At 57.3% G+C, this 17,183-nt stretch carries 9 protein-coding genes; 8 read left to right on the top strand and 1 reads right to left on the bottom strand.

Annotated features, from left to right (window positions below):
• The first annotated feature begins 40 nt into the window (after positions 1 to 40).
• The 3 genes from EJQ19_RS16780 (at position 41) to deoC (ending at position 2,947) form a co-directional block, all read left to right on the top strand.
• Entirely contained in the window at positions 41 to 808 is a 768-nt protein-coding gene (locus EJQ19_RS16780; protein ID WP_126142393.1) for a 16S rRNA (uracil(1498)-N(3))-methyltransferase, read from the top strand.
• Positions 809 to 813: 5 nt separating this feature from the next.
• A complete protein-coding gene (gene mtaB, locus EJQ19_RS16775; protein WP_126142392.1) occupies positions 814 to 2,154 on the top strand; it encodes a tRNA (N(6)-L-threonylcarbamoyladenosine(37)-C(2))-methylthiotransferase MtaB in 1,341 nt (446 codons plus the stop codon).
• Between the two features lie 112 nt (positions 2,155 to 2,266).
• Positions 2,267 to 2,947: a deoxyribose-phosphate aldolase gene (deoC, locus tag EJQ19_RS16770; RefSeq protein ID WP_126142391.1), complete on the top strand. Its 681-nt coding sequence runs from the start codon at positions 2,267 to 2,269 to the stop codon at positions 2,945 to 2,947.
• On the opposite strand, the gene EJQ19_RS16765 is transcribed toward deoC, so the two are convergent.
• Entirely contained in the window at positions 2,910 to 3,944 is a 1,035-nt protein-coding gene (locus EJQ19_RS16765; RefSeq protein WP_126142390.1) for a Na/Pi cotransporter family protein, read from the bottom strand. The genes deoC and EJQ19_RS16765 overlap by 38 nt on opposite strands.
• 150 nt (positions 3,945 to 4,094) lie before the next feature.
• Between EJQ19_RS16765 and EJQ19_RS16760 the strand changes: the two genes are divergently transcribed.
• From EJQ19_RS16760 to EJQ19_RS16740, 5 genes are all read left to right on the top strand, one after another.
• Complete coding sequence (locus EJQ19_RS16760; protein ID WP_126142389.1) at positions 4,095 to 5,462, top strand: class I SAM-dependent rRNA methyltransferase; 1,368 nt, start codon at positions 4,095 to 4,097, stop codon at positions 5,460 to 5,462.
• A gap of 251 nt (positions 5,463 to 5,713) precedes the next feature.
• The gene (addB, locus tag EJQ19_RS16755) at positions 5,714 to 9,289 is read left to right on the top strand and encodes a helicase-exonuclease AddAB subunit AddB (RefSeq protein ID WP_126142388.1); all 3,576 of its coding nucleotides are present in this window, start codon (positions 5,714 to 5,716) and stop codon (positions 9,287 to 9,289) included.
• A complete protein-coding gene (gene addA / locus EJQ19_RS16750; protein WP_126142387.1) occupies positions 9,267 to 13,211 on the top strand; it encodes a helicase-exonuclease AddAB subunit AddA in 3,945 nt (1,314 codons plus the stop codon). Before addB ends, addA begins: the two co-directional genes overlap by 23 nt.
• Before the next feature lie 16 nt (positions 13,212 to 13,227).
• The gene (locus EJQ19_RS16745; protein ID WP_126142456.1) at positions 13,228 to 14,406 is read left to right on the top strand and encodes a metallophosphoesterase family protein; all 1,179 of its coding nucleotides are present in this window, start codon (positions 13,228 to 13,230) and stop codon (positions 14,404 to 14,406) included.
• 75 nt (positions 14,407 to 14,481) lie between these two features.
• A partial coding sequence (locus EJQ19_RS16740; protein WP_164716587.1) for an AAA family ATPase occupies positions 14,482 to 17,183 on the top strand: 2,702 nt, incomplete at its 3' end.

The following is a 17,183-nucleotide window of genomic DNA, read 5'->3' as shown; positions in this document are numbered from 1 at the left end:
CTTGAACGAATGATATGAATGCAGATAGAGGGGCTTGTACATGCAGCGTTATTTTTTACCGCCTGAACAGTTTTCTGCGAACGGACTAACCGTGTTGATTGAGGGCGATGACGCCCATCATTTGATGCGGGTTATGCGCGCAGAAGAGGGCGACGAAGTCATTTGCAGCAACGGACAGGATCGTGAAGTGCTCGTGCGGCTTACGGAGCTGGACAAAGGGCGCGTAACGGGGACGGTCGTGCAAGAGCTGCCGATGAACGCGGAGGCCGCGGTTCAGGTATGGATCGCCCAGAGCCTGCCCAAAGGCGATAAGATGGAACTTATTATTCAGAAAGGGACCGAGATCGGGGCAGCCCGGTTTCTTCCTTTTTTATCGGAGCGAACGATCGTTCAATACGATGCGAAGAAAGAAGCGAAGCGGACGGAGCGTTGGCAAAAAATCGCCAAAGAAGCCGCGGAGCAGGCGCACCGAAATCGCGTGCCGCAGATTGAATCCGTCTATACATGGAAACAACTGCTGCAGCGAGCGAAGGAAGCGGACGTCGCTTGGATATGCTATGAAAAAGAAGATGGCCAGCAGCTCCGTCCGGCGATTCAGGCGGCGGTCGATGCGGGGCGGTTAGCTCCCGGCAAGTCTGTTTTGATCGCGGTAGGGCCGGAAGGCGGATTTACCGAGCAGGAGATTCAGCAAGCCGAAGATGCGGGCTTTCGCTCGGTGTCGCTGGGCGCGCGCATTTTGCGGACGGAAACGGCTGCGATGGTAGGGCTGACCTGCCTGCTTTATGAAACCGGAGAAATGGGAGGATAAGCAAGATGGCAACGGTAGCGTTTCATACATTGGGTTGTAAAGTGAATTTTTATGATACGGAAGCGATCTGGCAGCTATTTAAGAACGAGGGCTATGAGCAGGTTGATTTTGAGCAGACCGCGGATGTTTACGTTGTGAATACATGTACGGTAACGAATACAGGCGACAAGAAGAGCCGGCAAATGATTCGCCGGGCGATCCGCCGTAATCCGGAAGCGATTGTTGCGGTGACAGGCTGTTACGCGCAGACGTCGCCAGCCGAAATTTTGGCGATTCCAGGCGTGGATATGGTCATCGGGACACAGGACCGGGATAAGATCATTCCGCTCGTCAAGCAGTTTGAGCAAGATCGCCAACCGATCAATGCGGTGCGCAACATTATGAAAACACGCCAGTTCGAAGAACTGGACGTGCCGGATTTTGCGGATCGGACACGCGCATTTCTTAAAATCCAGGAAGGCTGCAACAACTTCTGCACCTTCTGCATCATTCCTTGGTCGCGCGGTCTGATGCGCAGCCGTGAACCGCAAAGCGTAATCGCGCAAGCGGAGCAGCTCGTAGCCGCAGGCTATCAGGAAATCGTACTGACGGGGATTCATACCGGCGGATACGGCGAAGATATGGAAGACTACAGCCTTGCGAAGCTGCTTTGGGATCTCGACAAAGTGGAGGGGTTGAAGCGCATTCGGATTTCTTCGATTGAAGCAAGCCAAATTACGGACGAAGTCATCGAGGTGCTGAAAGCTTCGGATAAAATGTGCCGTCATTTGCATATCCCTTTGCAAGCCGGTGACGACCAGGTGCTTGCGCGTATGCGCAGAAAATACACGACCGAAGAATTCGCGCGTAAAATCGAACGTCTGCACGAAATTATGCCAGACGTGGCGATTACAACGGACGTTATTGTCGGCTTCCCTGGCGAGACGGAAGAGATGTTCCGGAACGGCTATGCTTTTATGGAGCGTATGAAGTTCTCCGAGATGCACGTCTTCCCTTACTCCAAACGGACAGGCACGCCTGCGGCACGGATGGACGACCAGATCGACGAAGAGATCAAGAACCAGCGTGTGCATGAGCTGATCGATCTCTCCGAGAAAATGCAGCTCGCTTATGCGCAAAAGTTCGTTGGTCAAGTGCTTGAAGTCATTCCGGAACGCGCGTATAAAGGCGCGGAGGACAGCGGCTTGTACATGGGCTATTCGGACAACTATCTGCAGCTCGTCTTTGAAGGTTCGGAAGAGATGATCGGCGAAGTATGCCGTGTGAAAGTGACGGAAGCCGGCGTCAATGAAAATAAAGGCCAACTGGTTCGCGTGATGGCGCCTGTGGCTGTTGTGAATTTGTAAGAATGGACGTCCCGCTGGGACGGTATGCACCTCTAGGTGAAGTCGCTGCGGGACAGGGCTGGCCTAGAGGTTTTCACGGTTATTCCATAAAACGACAGGGAGATTAACAATCATGAAATTAAGTGCCAAAGAAATCGCATCCTATATCGACCACACCCTATTGAAAGCTGATGCCAGCACTGAAGCGATCTTGAAACTGTGCGCGGAAGCGGCGGAGCATCAATTTTTCAGCGTTTGCGTGAATTCGCAATTCGTAGAAACGGCAGCGAAGGCGCTGGAAGGGACGGGGGTTAAGGTGGCGGCGGTTGTCGGCTTTCCGCTGGGCGCGAGCCTTAGCGAGGTTAAAGCGTTTGAAGCGGCTGAAGCTGTGGAAAGCGGCGCCTCCGAGATCGATACGGTGCTGCCGATCGGTCTGCTGATGGAAGGCAACTATGATGCGGTGCGCTCCGATATCCAGCAGGTTGTCGAAGCGGTGAAAGACCAGGCGATTGTGAAAGTGATTATGGAAACGGGCTTTTTGACCGAAGAGCAAAAGGTGAAGGCTTGCCGTCTTTCCGAAGAAGCCGGCGCTCACTTCGTGAAAACGTCGACAGGCTTCGGTCCTGGCGGTGCGACAGTGGAAGACGTTCGTTTGATGCGCCAAAACGTATCGAGCCATATCGGCGTCAAAGCGTCCGGCGGCGTGCGTGATCTGCAAACGGCGATTGCGATGATTGAAGCGGGCGCAACGCGCTTAGGCACAAGCTCCGGCGTCGCTATTGTGAACGGAACTCAAGGCGCTTCCACGTATTGAGGTAGCACAAAGGCAGGGCCACCAGGGAGCAGACGACGTTGAAAATCGTTTGCGACCGCGCGATTTGTGAGGACGCGTCCGTTGCCCACAGACTGGAGACGGCGACGAGCTGGTGGATGAACGGGTAAAAGAGGACCGCTCCTCCGACGTTGAGGAGGATATGGGACCACGCGACGTAGCGGCCGGCGCGGGTCGAGCTCATCCCGGCGATGAGCGCGGTCACACAAGTGCCGACATTGGCACCAATCGTGATCGCGACGCCGAGCTCGACGGGGATGCCCCCTACGGCGGCGAGGCCCATCGCCATCGCAATGACGGCGGCGCTGCTGTGCACGAGCGCCGTTACGGCTGCGCCTGCGAGGATGCCCCAGAGCAGGCTGGACTGCGCCTGGAGCACGAACCAGGCGAAAAGCCCCCGGGACTGCAGCGCAGGCCCGATGGTTTGCATAATCTCGATGCCGAGCAGCACGAGAGCAAACCCGCTGGCCGCGAGCGCGCCATAGCGCACGCCGCGGAGCCAGGGCCGGCCGCCTGCGGAGGCGGCTGCGGTGATTGCCGCCGCCGCGCCGGGCTTGGCGGCGGGGAGATCGGGTCCGCTAGCCGGCGGCAGCGGACCGGCGATCCAGCTCGCGAGCCAGACGCCGGCGCTCGCGAGGAGCAGCGGCACGCCGATGCCGCCGAGGCTGATCCCGATCAGCTCGGTGGTGAGGCACGTGCCGATGTTTGTTCCGAGAATGACGCCGAGCGTTCTCGGGAAAGTCAAGACGCCGCCGCCGACAAGGCCGATGGCGATGACGGTGATGGCGGAGCTGCTTTGCAGCGCCGCGGTGAGGACAGTGCCGGTGGCGAGTCCGCGGACCGGCGTTCGGGTGAACCGCTCCAGCCACAGCTGGAGGCGGGGGCCTGCCCAGGCCTGAAGCGCGTTTTCCATCAGCTTCATGCCAAGCAGGAACAAAGCTAAGCCTGCGAGCACAGGCAGAATAATCGCATGCATCATGGCGAGATTCTCCTTTTCAAAGGCGTGTCGGATTTTTCGGTTTTCATCAATATATGTGATGGGGCAGACGAGCATGACAAGCTGGTCTTGAGAAGATTGGCTAGCAGGGCGGAGGCTGCCTGCCTTCACGCAAAGGATGGCTTAAATCTTATGTCAGCAGTATTCTTACATAAAAAGCGCAAACCGCGCCTAGAGCAAGGACACCCTTGGGTGTATAAAAGCGAAATTGAGCGTGTAGACGGCGAGATCGCTCCGGGACAATTAGTTGCGGTTCATACGCACACCGGTAAATATGTAGCGACAGGCTACTATAACGAAGCATCGCAAATTACGGTGCGCGTTGTCGCCTATCACCCGCTGGAGGAAATGACGACTGACTTTTTTATCGAGCGCTTTACGCAATGTTTGGCGCACCGTGAGCGGTTCGTGAAGGGAGCTGCATCGTACCGGCTCGTGTACGGTGAAGCGGATTTCCTTCCAGGGCTGATTGTGGACAAATTTGAGGGGACGCTCGTCGTCCAGATCCTTACGCTTGGCATGGACCGCTGCCGCGACCGTATCGTTGAAGCACTGGCGGCCGTTATGAAACCGGATGGTATCTACGAGCGCAGTGATGTGCCGGTTCGTGAGTTGGAAGGTTTGCAGCAGACGAAAGGCCTGTTGTACGGCACGTGTGAACGCCATGTCGATATTTTGGAGAACGGTTTGCGCATTCGCGTGGACATTGAAGAGGGGCAGAAAACCGGCTATTTCTTCGATCAGCGTGAGAATCGCGCCGCGATTGCGCCGCTCATGACCGGCTGGGGACACCGCAGCGGCATTGCACTGCAAGAGGTAGAAGGCAGCGGTTTGCAGCCTGTGAATGCCAACGGCAAAGTCGTCACGTTTCCGTATTGGGACGGCGCTACGGTGTTGGAATGCTTCTCGCATACGGGGAGTTTTACGCTCAATGCGTGCAAGTTCGGAGCCAAAAAAGTCACCTGTCTCGACATTTCCGAGCATGCGATTGAAAGCGCGAGAACGAACGTCGGGCTGAACGGCTTTGAAGATCGCGTCGAGTTCGTTGTCGCGGATGCGTTTGACTACTTGCGCACGCAAGTCAAAGGGCTGGATGAGCGCAAGCAGCGAGCTGCAGCGGGCAGCACGGGCAGCGCGAAAGTCGATACCTCGAAGCCGATCGCTGCTGGCGGCCGGACGTGGGATGTCGTCATTCTGGACCCTCCGGCGTTCGCCAAGACAAGAAGCGCCGTCGAAGGCGCCTGCCGCGGCTATAAAGATATTAATTTGCACGGCATGAAGCTCGTGAATGAAGGCGGCTATCTGGTTACGGCGAGCTGCTCCTACCACATGCATCCGGAATTGTTCCTGGAGACGATTCATGCCGCTGCGACCGATGCCGGAAAAATCCTGCGTCTCGTCGAGTTCCGCGCAGCCGGGATGGACCACCCGCGCATTTTGGGTGTGGATGAGGGGCATTATTTAAAGTTTGCGATTTTTGAGGTGCGCAGCAAAGCGTAGTGATCGTGAAGGTTGTCGGCAGCTGCGGGCTGCCAATGAACGGGCAAAGCTCTTATTTCGAGCTTTGCTTTTTTTCGCTGCAATGATAGAATAGAATATATGTTCCTATTTTTGGGATTTCCCCATCATCTACCACACTTAGTTCCGTTATGAATTATGATAGAATGGTAGAATCGATATCAGGGGTGCTGAAGATAACCGTAGATGGCAAGCGTGCATCACGGTTGATGCGAGGATAGAGGAGGCGCTGTATGTCTATACGATTTGTGATCGGCAGAGCCGGAAGCGGGAAAAGTGAACGCTGCCTGACGGAGATGAAACTTCAGCTGGCTGCGTCGCAGGAAGGAGCGCCACTCATTCTGCTCGTGCCGGAGCAAGCGACGTTTCAAGCGGAGCATGCGCTTGTGGCCGATCCCGCGATTCGCGGCATGATCCGAGCGCAGGTGCTGAGCTTTCACCGGCTGGCATGGCGCGTGATGCAAGAAGAAGGCGGCACAGCGCGCCTGCCGATTGACGATACCGGCAAGAAACTGCTGTTGACCAGCATTTTACATAAATATAAGGACGAGCTGCGCTTATTCGGTCATTCCGCCGAGCAAATGGGCTTTGTCGACAGGTTGAACCAACTGTTTACGGAAATGAAGCGGTACTGCGTCAGCGCTGAGTACTTGGCTAAGCATGAAAGCGGGCGTGCGGCGTCAGCTCGCGAAAGCGGTCTGCTGCGCAGCAAAATGCACGATATTCAGCTCATTTACCGGCAGTTTGAAGCGGAGCTTGCCCGGCAGTACTTGGACGGCGAGGATTATTTGACCCTGCTGGCCGAACAGGTGCCGGCATCGTCATATTTGCGCAGCGCCGAAGTTTGGATCGACGGTTTTCACGGGTTTACCCCGCAGGAATTCCAGGTGCTAGGTGCGCTATTTGCAGCGAGCAAGCAAGTGACGATTACCCTCTGTCTGGATCGGGAGCTGCAGGCTGGGGATGCGCCGGACGAACTAGATTTGTTTCACGGGACAGCGAAGACGATGGTGCGGCTGCAGGAGCTGATTCATCAGCTTGGCCTGGATGCGCCGGAGGTGATCGTGCTGGAGCCGGAAGTATCTCCGCGCTACGAAAGCGCTCCTGCGCTGGCCTACCTGGAGCGGCAGTTTGACCGACGCATTGGCGGTCGCGCCGCCAAGTATAAGGGGCGGGACGGCGAGAAGCTGAGCGATCAGCTGGTGATCCGGGAAGCGGTGCACAGGCGCGCAGAGGTCGAGGGAGCGGTTCGCGATATGCTGCGGCTCGTTCGCGAACATGGGGTCCGCTGGCGCGAAATGGCTGTCATGGTACGGAACATGGAAGGTTATCAGGATCTGCTGGACATGGTGCTGACGGATCAAGGAATACCGCACTTTTTTGACCAGAAGCGCTCTGTGCTGCATCATCCGCTCGTCGAGTTTATTCGTTCGGCGCTTGAGGTCGTGATGCACAACTGGCATTATGATGCCGTGTTCCGCTGTATCAAGACGGATTTTCTGCTGCCACTTGAAGCGAAGGATCATCGCGCAGACATGGATAAGCTGGAAAATTATGTGCTGGCTTTCGGTATTCAAGGCTACCGCTGGACGGATAACAAGCCTTGGACATATTCCCTGCGTGCCAATTTGGAGCAGGAGGAGCAGTCGCAGCCTTCAGATCATGAAGCGCAGCAGGCGATCCACCGCAGCCGCAACTGGGTCGCACAGCCGTTGCAGGCGTTTGCCAAACGATTGGGGCAAGCCCGCACGGTCAAGCAGCGCGTGGAGGCTGTATACGAGCTGCTCGTCGATGTGAACGCGCCCGATAAGCTGGAGATTTGGGGCCAGGAAGCGACGGAAGCCGGGCATCCGGAGAAAGCGCGTGAACACAGCCAGATGTGGGGCTCCATCATGGATATGTTCGATCAGTTGGTCGAAACGATGGGCGAAGACGAGGTGTCGGCCGAGCTGTTCAACTCGTTGATTGAAACCGGCATGGAGAGCATGAAGCTGGGACTTGTTCCTCCATCGATGGATCAACTGCTGATCGGCAGTATGGATCGAACGCGCTCAAGCGGTATTCGCTATGCGTACATTTTAGGAGTGAATGACGGTGTCATTCCTGCTCAGATGGAGGAAAAAGGCGTCCTGACCGAAGCCGAGCGCGAGACGCTGCTTGCTTCCGGTTTGCCGATGGCCGACGGGAGCCGGCGCAAGCTGCTGGACGAGCAGTTCATTATCTACACGTCGCTGACCGTGCCAGGGCGCAGGCTCTGGCTCAGCTATCCGCTTGCCGACGAGGAGGGCAAATCGTTGCTCCCTTCCGAGCTGATCAAGCAAATGCGCACTTTATTTCCAGGGACGGAAGCGCCTCTGCTGCTGGCGGAGCCGTCGCCGGAGCTGCCGCTTGAGGAGCAAGCGGAGTACCTTTCTCACCCTGTTCCGGCAATTGCTTATCTGGGGACGAGGCTCAAACATTGGATGCTGGGCGGCAAGCTGCCCGACTTGTGGTGGGAGGCGTACAATTGGTATGCCGATCATCCGGTGTGGCGTCCGCAGCTGCACACCTTGATTCAGGCGCTGCATTATACAAACGCAGAGAAGCGGCTGTCGGCATCGACGAGCAAGCTGCTGTACGGACAGCATTTAAGAGCCAGCGTATCACGCATGGAAAAATATGTCGCCTGTCCGTTCTCCCATTTCGTTTCTCACGGCCTCCGGCTGCAGGATCGCCATGTGTACCGACTGGAAGCGCCGGACATTGGGCAATTGTTCCACGCTGCGCTAAATCGTTTTGTGCAAGGGCTGCAGCAGGATCAGTTGGAATGGGGCGAGCTTTCGGCAGAGGCATGCATGGAGCGTTCGGCGGCTGTCGTGGACGAACTCACGCCGCGTTTGCAAAGCGAGATTTTGCTCAGCTCTAGCCGTTATGGGTATATTGCTCGAAAACTAAAGCAGGTGGTCGGCAAAGCCGTTGTGATGCTGGGCCAGCATGCCAAACATGGCAAGTTTGCGCCACTTGGACTTGAAATTGATTTTGGGCCGGGCAAAACGCTGCCGCCGCTCACATTCCAGCTGGAAAATGGCTGCACGATGGAAATTATCGGACGAATTGACCGTGTGGACCGTGCAGAAGGTGAGCAAGGCGTACTTTTGCGTGTCATTGATTATAAATCGAGTCAAACAGCGCTGCAGCTGTCGGAAGTGTATTACGGGTTGTCGCTGCAAATGCTGACGTATCTGGATGTCATTTTAACGCATGCCAAGACATGGTTAGGCGTCCAAGCGAAGCCGGCCGGGGTGCTTTATTTCCACGTGCACAACCCGATGCTGCAGCGTAAAAATGCGCTCTATTCGGACGAAGTCGAAAAAGAACTGTTCAAACGATATAAAATGAAAGGTCTTGTCACTGCGGATGCCGAAGTGGCGGGCCTGATGGATGATGAGCTGACGGTGCAAGCGGGTCATTCCCGGCTCATTCCGGTGGCGCTCAAGAAGGATGGCAGTTTCTATTCGACTTCTTCCGTGGCGACGGAAGAGCAGTGGGATACCTTGCGCCAGTATGTGCGCGGGCAGGTGAAGCGAATCGGCACCGATATTACGGACGGTCACGTTGAGATTGCGCCATTCCGTTTAGGGAAGAAAACAGCGTGCACGTTCTGCGACTATGCGTCAATTTGCCAAATTGACCCTTTGTTTGAAGGCAACGACATTCAGGTGCTGCGTCAGCCGTCCAAGGATCAGCTCTGGGCCGATATGGCGAGCAGGAGCGGCCATTCAGCTTGGCAGGAAGGAGGATTACCCGATGAATCAAGTTCAAGAGCCTAAACCGGCGGGCAGCACGTGGACGGACGACCAGTGGGATGCGATTACGTTAAAAGGTCAGCATATGCTCGTTGCGGCGGCGGCCGGCTCCGGCAAAACGGCGGTGCTGGTTGAGCGCATTATCCGCCGTATCTCGAATGAGTGGGAGCCGCTGGATGTGGATCGATTGCTAGTCGCGACCTTTACGAAGGCGGCGGCTTCGGAAATGAAGCACCGGATTCGGGAAGCGCTCGAGAAAGAACTGGTTAAGCAGCCGAACTCGCAGCATTTGCGCAAGCAGCTTGCCTTGATGGGCAAGGCGTCGATCACGACGCTCCACTCGTTCTGTCTTGAGGTGGTTCAGCGGTATTTTAGCCTGATTCAGCTGGATCCGGGCTTTCGCATCGCCAATGAGACGGAGGCGGATCTGCTCCGGCAGGATCTGCTCGGCGAGATGCTGGAGTCCTATTACGCATTGAGCGGTGAAGACAGCGCGTTTTGGCGGTTAGTCGATTCGTTCAGCGGTGAACGGAACGACAGCGCTATTATGCAGCTGATTCAGAAGCTGTACGATGTATCGCGCAGTCATCCTTGGCCGGAGCATTGGCTGCGGACGACGGCTTCGATGTTCGGCCAGGCGTCACAGGAAGGAACGGAGGGCGTGACAGCCGAGCAAGAGCTTCATGCGGCACTGCCGCTCGTTGCGGCGTCTTCGGCAGCAGTCGATTTTGCGCTGTGGGAGGATAGCTTGAAGCGCGATTTGTCGCTGGAGCTGCAAGGTGCGGCGGATCTGCTGCAGCAGGCGCAGGCGATCGCCGATAGTCCTGGCGGGCCCGCGCCGTACCTGGACAATTTGCGCGAGGATTTGGAACTCGTTCATAATTTATTGGAAACGATTGAATATCCGTGGTCCGTTTTGTATCGCGGGTTCCAGACGGTTGAATTTGGCAAGCTGAAAGCCTGCAAGGGCGACGGGTACGATAAGGCGCTGCAAGAGCAAGTCAAAGAGCTTCGCAACAAAGCCAAAGACGGCATTAACAAGCTGAAGGAAGAACTGTTTGGGCGAACGCCGGAGCAGTTCCAGCAGGAAGTGGCGGATATGGCGCCGCTGCTCCATACGCTTGTTGATTTGGTCGTCGATTTTGGCGATCGGTACCAGCAAGCAAAAGCGGAAAAAGGATTGATCGATTTTGCCGACCTGGAGCATTACTGCTTGCAAATTCTCAGCGCGCCAGGCTCAATGCCGGGAGAGCTAATTCCTTCCGAGGCGGCGGAAGCCTACCGCAGACAGTTTGCGGAGGTATTGCTCGACGAGTATCAGGATACGAATCGCGTACAGGAAGCCATCGTAGAATTGATCTCAACTGCGAGGCCGGGGAACCGGTTTATGGTCGGCGACGTGAAGCAGAGCATTTACCGGTTCCGTTTGGCGGAGCCGGGGCTCTTTATGGAGAAATACAAGGCATACACCTCGGATAAAAATGCGATGAAGCTCCCGGCGGCAGCGGGCGGACGAATCGATCTCGCGCGGAATTTCCGCAGCCGGGTGGAAGTCGTGGACGCGGTTAACTTTATTTTTAAGCAAGTGATGAACGAGACTGTCGGCGAAATTTCCTATGATGAGCGTGCGGAATTGGTTTATGGCGCAGGGTATCCGCCTTCGGCCTCAGATTGTGCAGTAGAGCTCATGCTGATTGATCGCGGTTTGGATGCGGGAGCAGAGAAGGAGCACGAGGGTGCTGAAGACGGCGATATCGATGATGCGAGCGATGGTCAGGATGGTGCCGGCGATCCGGCTGCGGAAGCGCAGGAGCTGGAGACGGCGCAGCTTGAAGCACGTACGATCGCGAAGCAGATTAAGGAACTTTTAGGACAAGGCGGAAGGCCGAGGTTCCAAGTGTTCGATAAGCGAACCGGCGGGGATCGTCCGGCTACGTACCGGGATATTGTGATTTTGCTGCGCGCCACGCAAGCGTGGTCGCCAATTCTAATCGATGAGCTCAAGAAGCAGGGCATTCCGGCCTATGCGGAGCTAAGCACCGGGTACTTTGCGGCAACGGAAGTGGAAGTGATGCTTTCCTTGCTCAAAGTGATCGACAATCCTTTTCAAGACATTCCGCTTGCCGCAGTTTTGCGTTCTCCGATCGTCGGACTGCATGCGGAGGAGCTCGCACAGATTCGAGCGATCGACAAATCCGTTCCGTTCTATGAGTCGGTCTGCAGTTGGGTGCAGCAGGGCGCTGAGCAGGAACAGGGGGAGCTGTATGCGAAAGTGACCTCGTTCCTCGTGCAGCTTGAAGCCTGGCGTGATGAAGCGCGGCAGGGCTCGTTGGCGTCGATGATTTGGGGCATTTTCCGGACGACGGGCTACTACAACTATGTTGGCGGCTTGCCTGGCGGCAATCAGCGGCAAGCGAATCTGCGCGCGCTGTATGACCGGGCCAAACAGTACGAGAGCACGTCGCTGCGCGGCTTGTTCCGCTTCCTGCGCTTTATTGAGCGGATGAAGGAAAGCGGCGGCGATCTGGGTACGGCGCGGGCCCTTGGCGAGCAAGAGGACGTTGTGCGCATTATGTCCATTCATAAGAGTAAAGGGCTTGAATTCCCTGTCGTTTTTGTGGCGGGCATGTCCAAAATGTTTAATCAGCGCGATTTGAACGAGCCGTTCCTGCTACATAAAGAGCTGGGCTTCGGTCCCCGTTATGTCGATACGCGTCTGCGTGTCAGCTACCCGACGCTTCCATTGCTCGCGATTAAGAAAAGATTGAAGCTGGAGATGCTGGCCGAAGAAATGCGTGTGCTCTACGTTGCCCTGACGCGGGCGCGGGAGAAGCTGTATCTCGTCGGCACCGTCAAGTCGCTGGACAAGCTGCTGCGGAACTGGGGGCGGATGCTGACCCGGCGTGAGTGGTATTTGCCGGATTTCGAGCTTGCCAAAGCGAAAAGCTATCTGGACTGGGTAGGACCGGCCGTGCTGCGGCATCCGGATGCAGCGGCGTGGCGTGAGCGTATCGGCATCTCGAACGATACTTCGGACGTCCGCCTGTTGAAGGACGGCTCGGCGTGGCGGGTGTCCGTCCATACGCCGGAAAGCTTGCTATTCGAGGATGAGGCAGCCGAAGCTGACGATGTCCCTGATCTTATGCGGCTGGAAGCACTTCGGGCAGGGGAGCATGTGCAGACTGAGGGGAAATGGCAGGCACAGCTTGAAGCTAACCTTTCCTGGCAATATGCGTTCTCGGAGGCGTCCAAGCGGTTTGCCAAGACGACCGTTTCCGAAATGAAGCGGCTCTCGGAGCTAAATCGCCTTTCTGCTGAACAGGAGTTTCCGGCGGCGCTTGGTCAGGCGTTGGAAGCGACAAAGGTGAAGAGGGGGGCGCCGGGTACAATTTGGCGAAGACCCAAATTCATGAGCGACAAGAAGCTGACGGCTGCGGAAATCGGTACGGTGGTGCATGCCGTGATGCAAAATCTTACGCTGGACAGCAAGCCGACGCAAGCCGGCATTGAGGCGACGCTGGATGAGATGCTGCGTAAACAGACGCTCACGCCTGCGCAGCGGGAAGTGGTTGACATCCCGGTTATGCTGACGTTCTTTGATACGCCGGTTGGGCAGCGCATGCTGGCTGCCCGGAACGTGCAGCGCGAGGTGCCGTTCAGCTACGGCTTGCCGGCCGGGGAAGTATACGGCGATGATGATCCGGCTTTCCAAGGAGAAACCGTCCTGATTCAGGGGGTCATTGACTGTCTGTTTGAAGATGAGCTGGGCCTCGTGCTCGTCGATTACAAAACGGATGCGGTTCGGGGCAGCGGCGACGAGGAGCTCAAGCAGCGGTATGAGAAGCAAATTTCACTGTATGCGCGCGCGGTTGAACAGATTTGGAAGCGGCCTGTGCGCGGCAAGTTCTTGTACTTTTTTGACGGTGCGAGATTGCTGGAAATGTAAAAAGGAGGAGAACGCTATTCGTATTTTACATACAGCGGATTGGCATTTTGGCAGAACGCTGGAAGGCCGCAGCCGGATGGAAGAGCAGGTCGCTTTTATGGACGAGCTTGTGGATGTGGTGCGCCATGAGCGTGTCGATGTTGTGCTGATTGCAGGCGACATCTACGACAGCGTCAACCCGCCGGCTGCAGCGGAGCAGCTGTTCTATGAAGGCATAGCGAGATTGTCGGATGGCGGCATGCGACAGGTCGCCGTCATTTCCGGCAACCATGATCACCCCGATCGGCTTGCGGCTTCGGGGCCGCTTGCCGCTGCACAGGGTATAACGTTGGTCGGTTCGCCAATCTCCGAGTGCTTGTCAATCGGCGTCAGTCGTACCGGTGAGCTGGCGCGCGTGATTGCACTGCCGTATCCGTCGGAATCCCGGTTGAAAGAGTTACTGTCCGATGTTGCCGATGAAGAATTGCTGCGGGGCCAATATTCCGATAAGGTGGCTTCGCTCATTCGCAGGCAAGCCCTTTCTTTTGAATCGGGTACAGTCAACTTGCTGATGAGCCATCTTTATGTATTGGGCGGCCAAGAGACGGAATCGGAGCGTCCGATTCAAGTCGGCGGCGCCTATACCGTCGATACGACGGCACTGGATTGCGGCGCACAGTATGTGGCGCTGGGACACCTGCACCGCCCGCAAATGGTGAAGGCGGCATCGCCCATGCGGTACAGCGGTTCGCCGCTGGCGTACAGCTTCTCGGAAGCGGGGCAGGCGAAGTCGGTGACGCTGCTTGATTTGGCGCCGGGGCAGGTGGCGGAGCCGCAAGAGATTTTTCTGACTTCGGGCAGGTCCTTAGTCAGCTGGAAAGCGAAAGAAGGCATTGGCCAAGTCTATCAGTGGCTGGATGAGAAACGCGATGCCAATGCCTGGATTGATCTGGAGATATCCATGACGTCTGCAATGTCGATGGAGCAGATTCAGTCGCTGCGGAAGGCGTATGACGGCTTCATTCATATTCGTCCGATCTATCCGGAAATGGAAGTGGCCCGGATTGCGCTGCCGAAGAAGGCGCTCTCGATGGAGGAGCATTTTACAAGATTCTATGCAAGGCAGACAGGGGGCGCACAACCAGAACCGGAGCTGGTGCGGCTATTTCTGGAGCTGCTTGAGGATGGTGCAAGGGAGGAAGCATCCGGCGAATAGGGGAGTTATCCGAAAGGGATGACTGTGGATAACTTTGGCCCGAGAGCGGATGAATGGAAAGGAAGGAGGGACGTCATGCGTCCGGTTCAATTACAAATGTCCGGGTTACAGAGCTACCGGGAACTGCAGACGATTGATTTTAGCCGGTTGATCGATGCGGGGGTTTTCGGAATTTTCGGACCTACGGGCAGCGGCAAGTCCTCGATTCTCGATGCGATTACGCTGGCGCTTTACGGGAAAGTAGAGCGGGCGAGCGGAGGCACGCAGGCGATTATGAACCATGCGGAAACGACGTTGTTCGTTTCTTTTACCTTCGAGCTGACGAATGCGGCGGGCTCCGCACGATATAAGGTCGAGCGCCAATTCAAGCGGGGAACGGAGCTTTCGATCAACGGCACGATTGCGCGTCTTGTCCGCATAGCGGATGGAGAGACCGTCGTACTGGCGGATAAGGCAGGCGAGGTGAACCAGCAGGTTCAGCATATTTTGGGGTTGTCGATGCAGGATTTCACGAGAGCGGTTGTACTACCGCAAGGGAAGTTCGCGGAGTTCCTGACGTTGACGGGCAAAGACCGCAGGCAAATGTTGCAGCGGTTGTTCCATTTGGAGTCCTACGGCGACCAACTAAGCCAGAAAGTGAGCTCCAGGGTAAAAGAAACGGACAGCAGCGTCAAGCAGCTCGCTGCCGAGCAGCAAGGGCTTGGAGATGCATCTGCGCAGGCGCTGGAAGATGCCAGGCGCAAGCTGGAGGAAGCCGAGCAGGCAGAGGCTCAGAGCCGTTTTCATGTGGCGGAGCAAGAACGTGTCTATGAGGAGCACAAGCTGATCCAAGGTTGGCAGTCGGAAGCTGAAGGCTTGGAAAGTCAGCAGCGGAAGCTGCAGGAGAGCGAGCCGTCTATCAAGGAAAAAGAAGTGTTGCTGCAACTCGCTGAGAAGGCGCAGCAGGTACAGCCCTTCTTGGCGCAGCATGACCTGGCGGTGAAGGAGATTGCGGCGGCCGAAGCCAAGCAGCTTGAGACGACCGAAGCTCTTAAGCAGGCTGAGCAGGCGTATTCTGGCGCTGCTCAGGCAGCGGAACAGGCACAGCAGGAGCTAAGCGCGCAGGAAGGCCCGCTGCTGCTGCGTCTGGACCAATTGGAGCAGGCGCGCGTGCTGGCGCAAGAGCTAAGCGGCTTGCAGCAGCAAATGCAGGCGGTAACCGCGCAGCGGAAGGAAGCCGGCGATGCTTGGGGCAAAGTCCAAGCGAAAATCGGCAAAGCGCAGGAGACGAAGCAAAAAGCGCTTGCCAAGCAAGCGGATCTCAAGGCGCAGCTTGGCGGGATTGGCACGAGTGCAGCGACCCGTCAGATGCTGCAAGCGGCGGTTCAAGCCAAGCGATCGATTGAGCAGCAGAACGAGCAGAAGCTGGAAATGGAGTCACATCAGGCTGCGAAGCAGATGGCGTTTGAAGCCGTGTTGGCGAGGGAAGCAGCATTTGGGGAAAAGCAAGACGCCTTGGGCCGCCGCCTTGTTTCCTGGCGGAGCGAGGCTGTGTCCGCCAGGGAGCGGATGCAAAGCGGGCTTGCCGCTCTTTCCCGACTGCTCAGCGGTTTTCAGACATGGCTGGACGAAGAACGCAAACGGTGGAAGCGGCAGGAGCGCCACGCGCTGGCTGAGCTTCTGGCCAGCGAGCTGCGCGACGGTGAACCTTGCCCGGTGTGTGGTTCGACTGACCACTCCCCTGTCAAGGTAGGGGTTACCGCACAGTTGCCGGCTGTGTCGCGAGAAGATGAGCTTCAGCTTGCCGAACAGTTGCTGCTGCAGGTTCGGGAAGGGCAGTATTCAGTTGCCCAATTGGATCGGAAGCAGGAAGCGTTATGGCAAGAGGCTGTTGCGCTGGGCATGCGTTGGGAGAACAACGTGGATGCCTCGGCCGCTGGCGATGAGCTGTTGGCACGGCATGAAGCTGCGGCGGGTCATGCGGACTTGTTAGAGGCGCCCGTCAATGGAGAGACGGAAGCGGAGGTCGCTTCGGTTGCGGCGTGGCAGCGCGTTTGGCGGGCCGCTAAATTGGAGTTAGACGATTTGGGTAGCGCATGGGAACAACTGGAATATTCATTCGGAGAGCTTCAACGCGTGCAGCGAGCGCTGGAACAGGAAGCCGTGCTGCTGCAAGCGCAAAAGGAGACGGCGCTGGCTGCGTTGGAAGAAGCGAAAGCGAATGCTTTGCGTATTCGGGTATCACTGGAGGCGCAGCGCAGCGAGTGGATACGGACGTATGCAGGCCTGGATTGGCAGCAGGCGGACCAGCAGCTCGAGGAGCTGCTCGCCAATGAGCGGCTGGCCGAGGAACTGCGCGGACGAATTGAGAAAAGCGTGCCGTTTCTCGAGGAGCTGCAGGCGAATCTTGAGGCTTTGCAGCGCACGGCGCAGGAGCAGGACCGCCTCGCGCTCCAACTCGATGAGCGCTTGCAGGGGCTCGCACAGTTGGCTGCCGACAAGACGCGACAGCTCGAAGCGCGCGCCGGCGGCGCGGACGTGGCGCAGCTGATCGCGGAGGAGACCGCCGCGCTCGAACGTCTGCGCCGGCGTGCGCAGACGACCAAGCTTGCGCACGCGGATGCGCAAGCGGCGCAGTCCCAGGCGGCGCAGCGCGCCAGCGCCGCCGCCGAAGCCGCTGCCGCCGCGGCGCGGCAGCTGGCGCAGGCCGAGCGCGCGCTGCGCGCCGCGCTCGAGGCGAGCGGCTTCGCGTCGCGCGAAGCCGCCGCAGCGGCGGCGCTGGCGCCTGAGCAGCGCCG

The sequence above is a fragment of the Paenibacillus whitsoniae genome, assembly GCF_003955665.1.
Lineage (GTDB): Bacteria > Bacillota > Bacilli > Paenibacillales > NBRC-103111 > Paenibacillus_E > Paenibacillus_E whitsoniae.
This window is presented reverse-complemented; position numbering and strand designations above follow the sequence as displayed.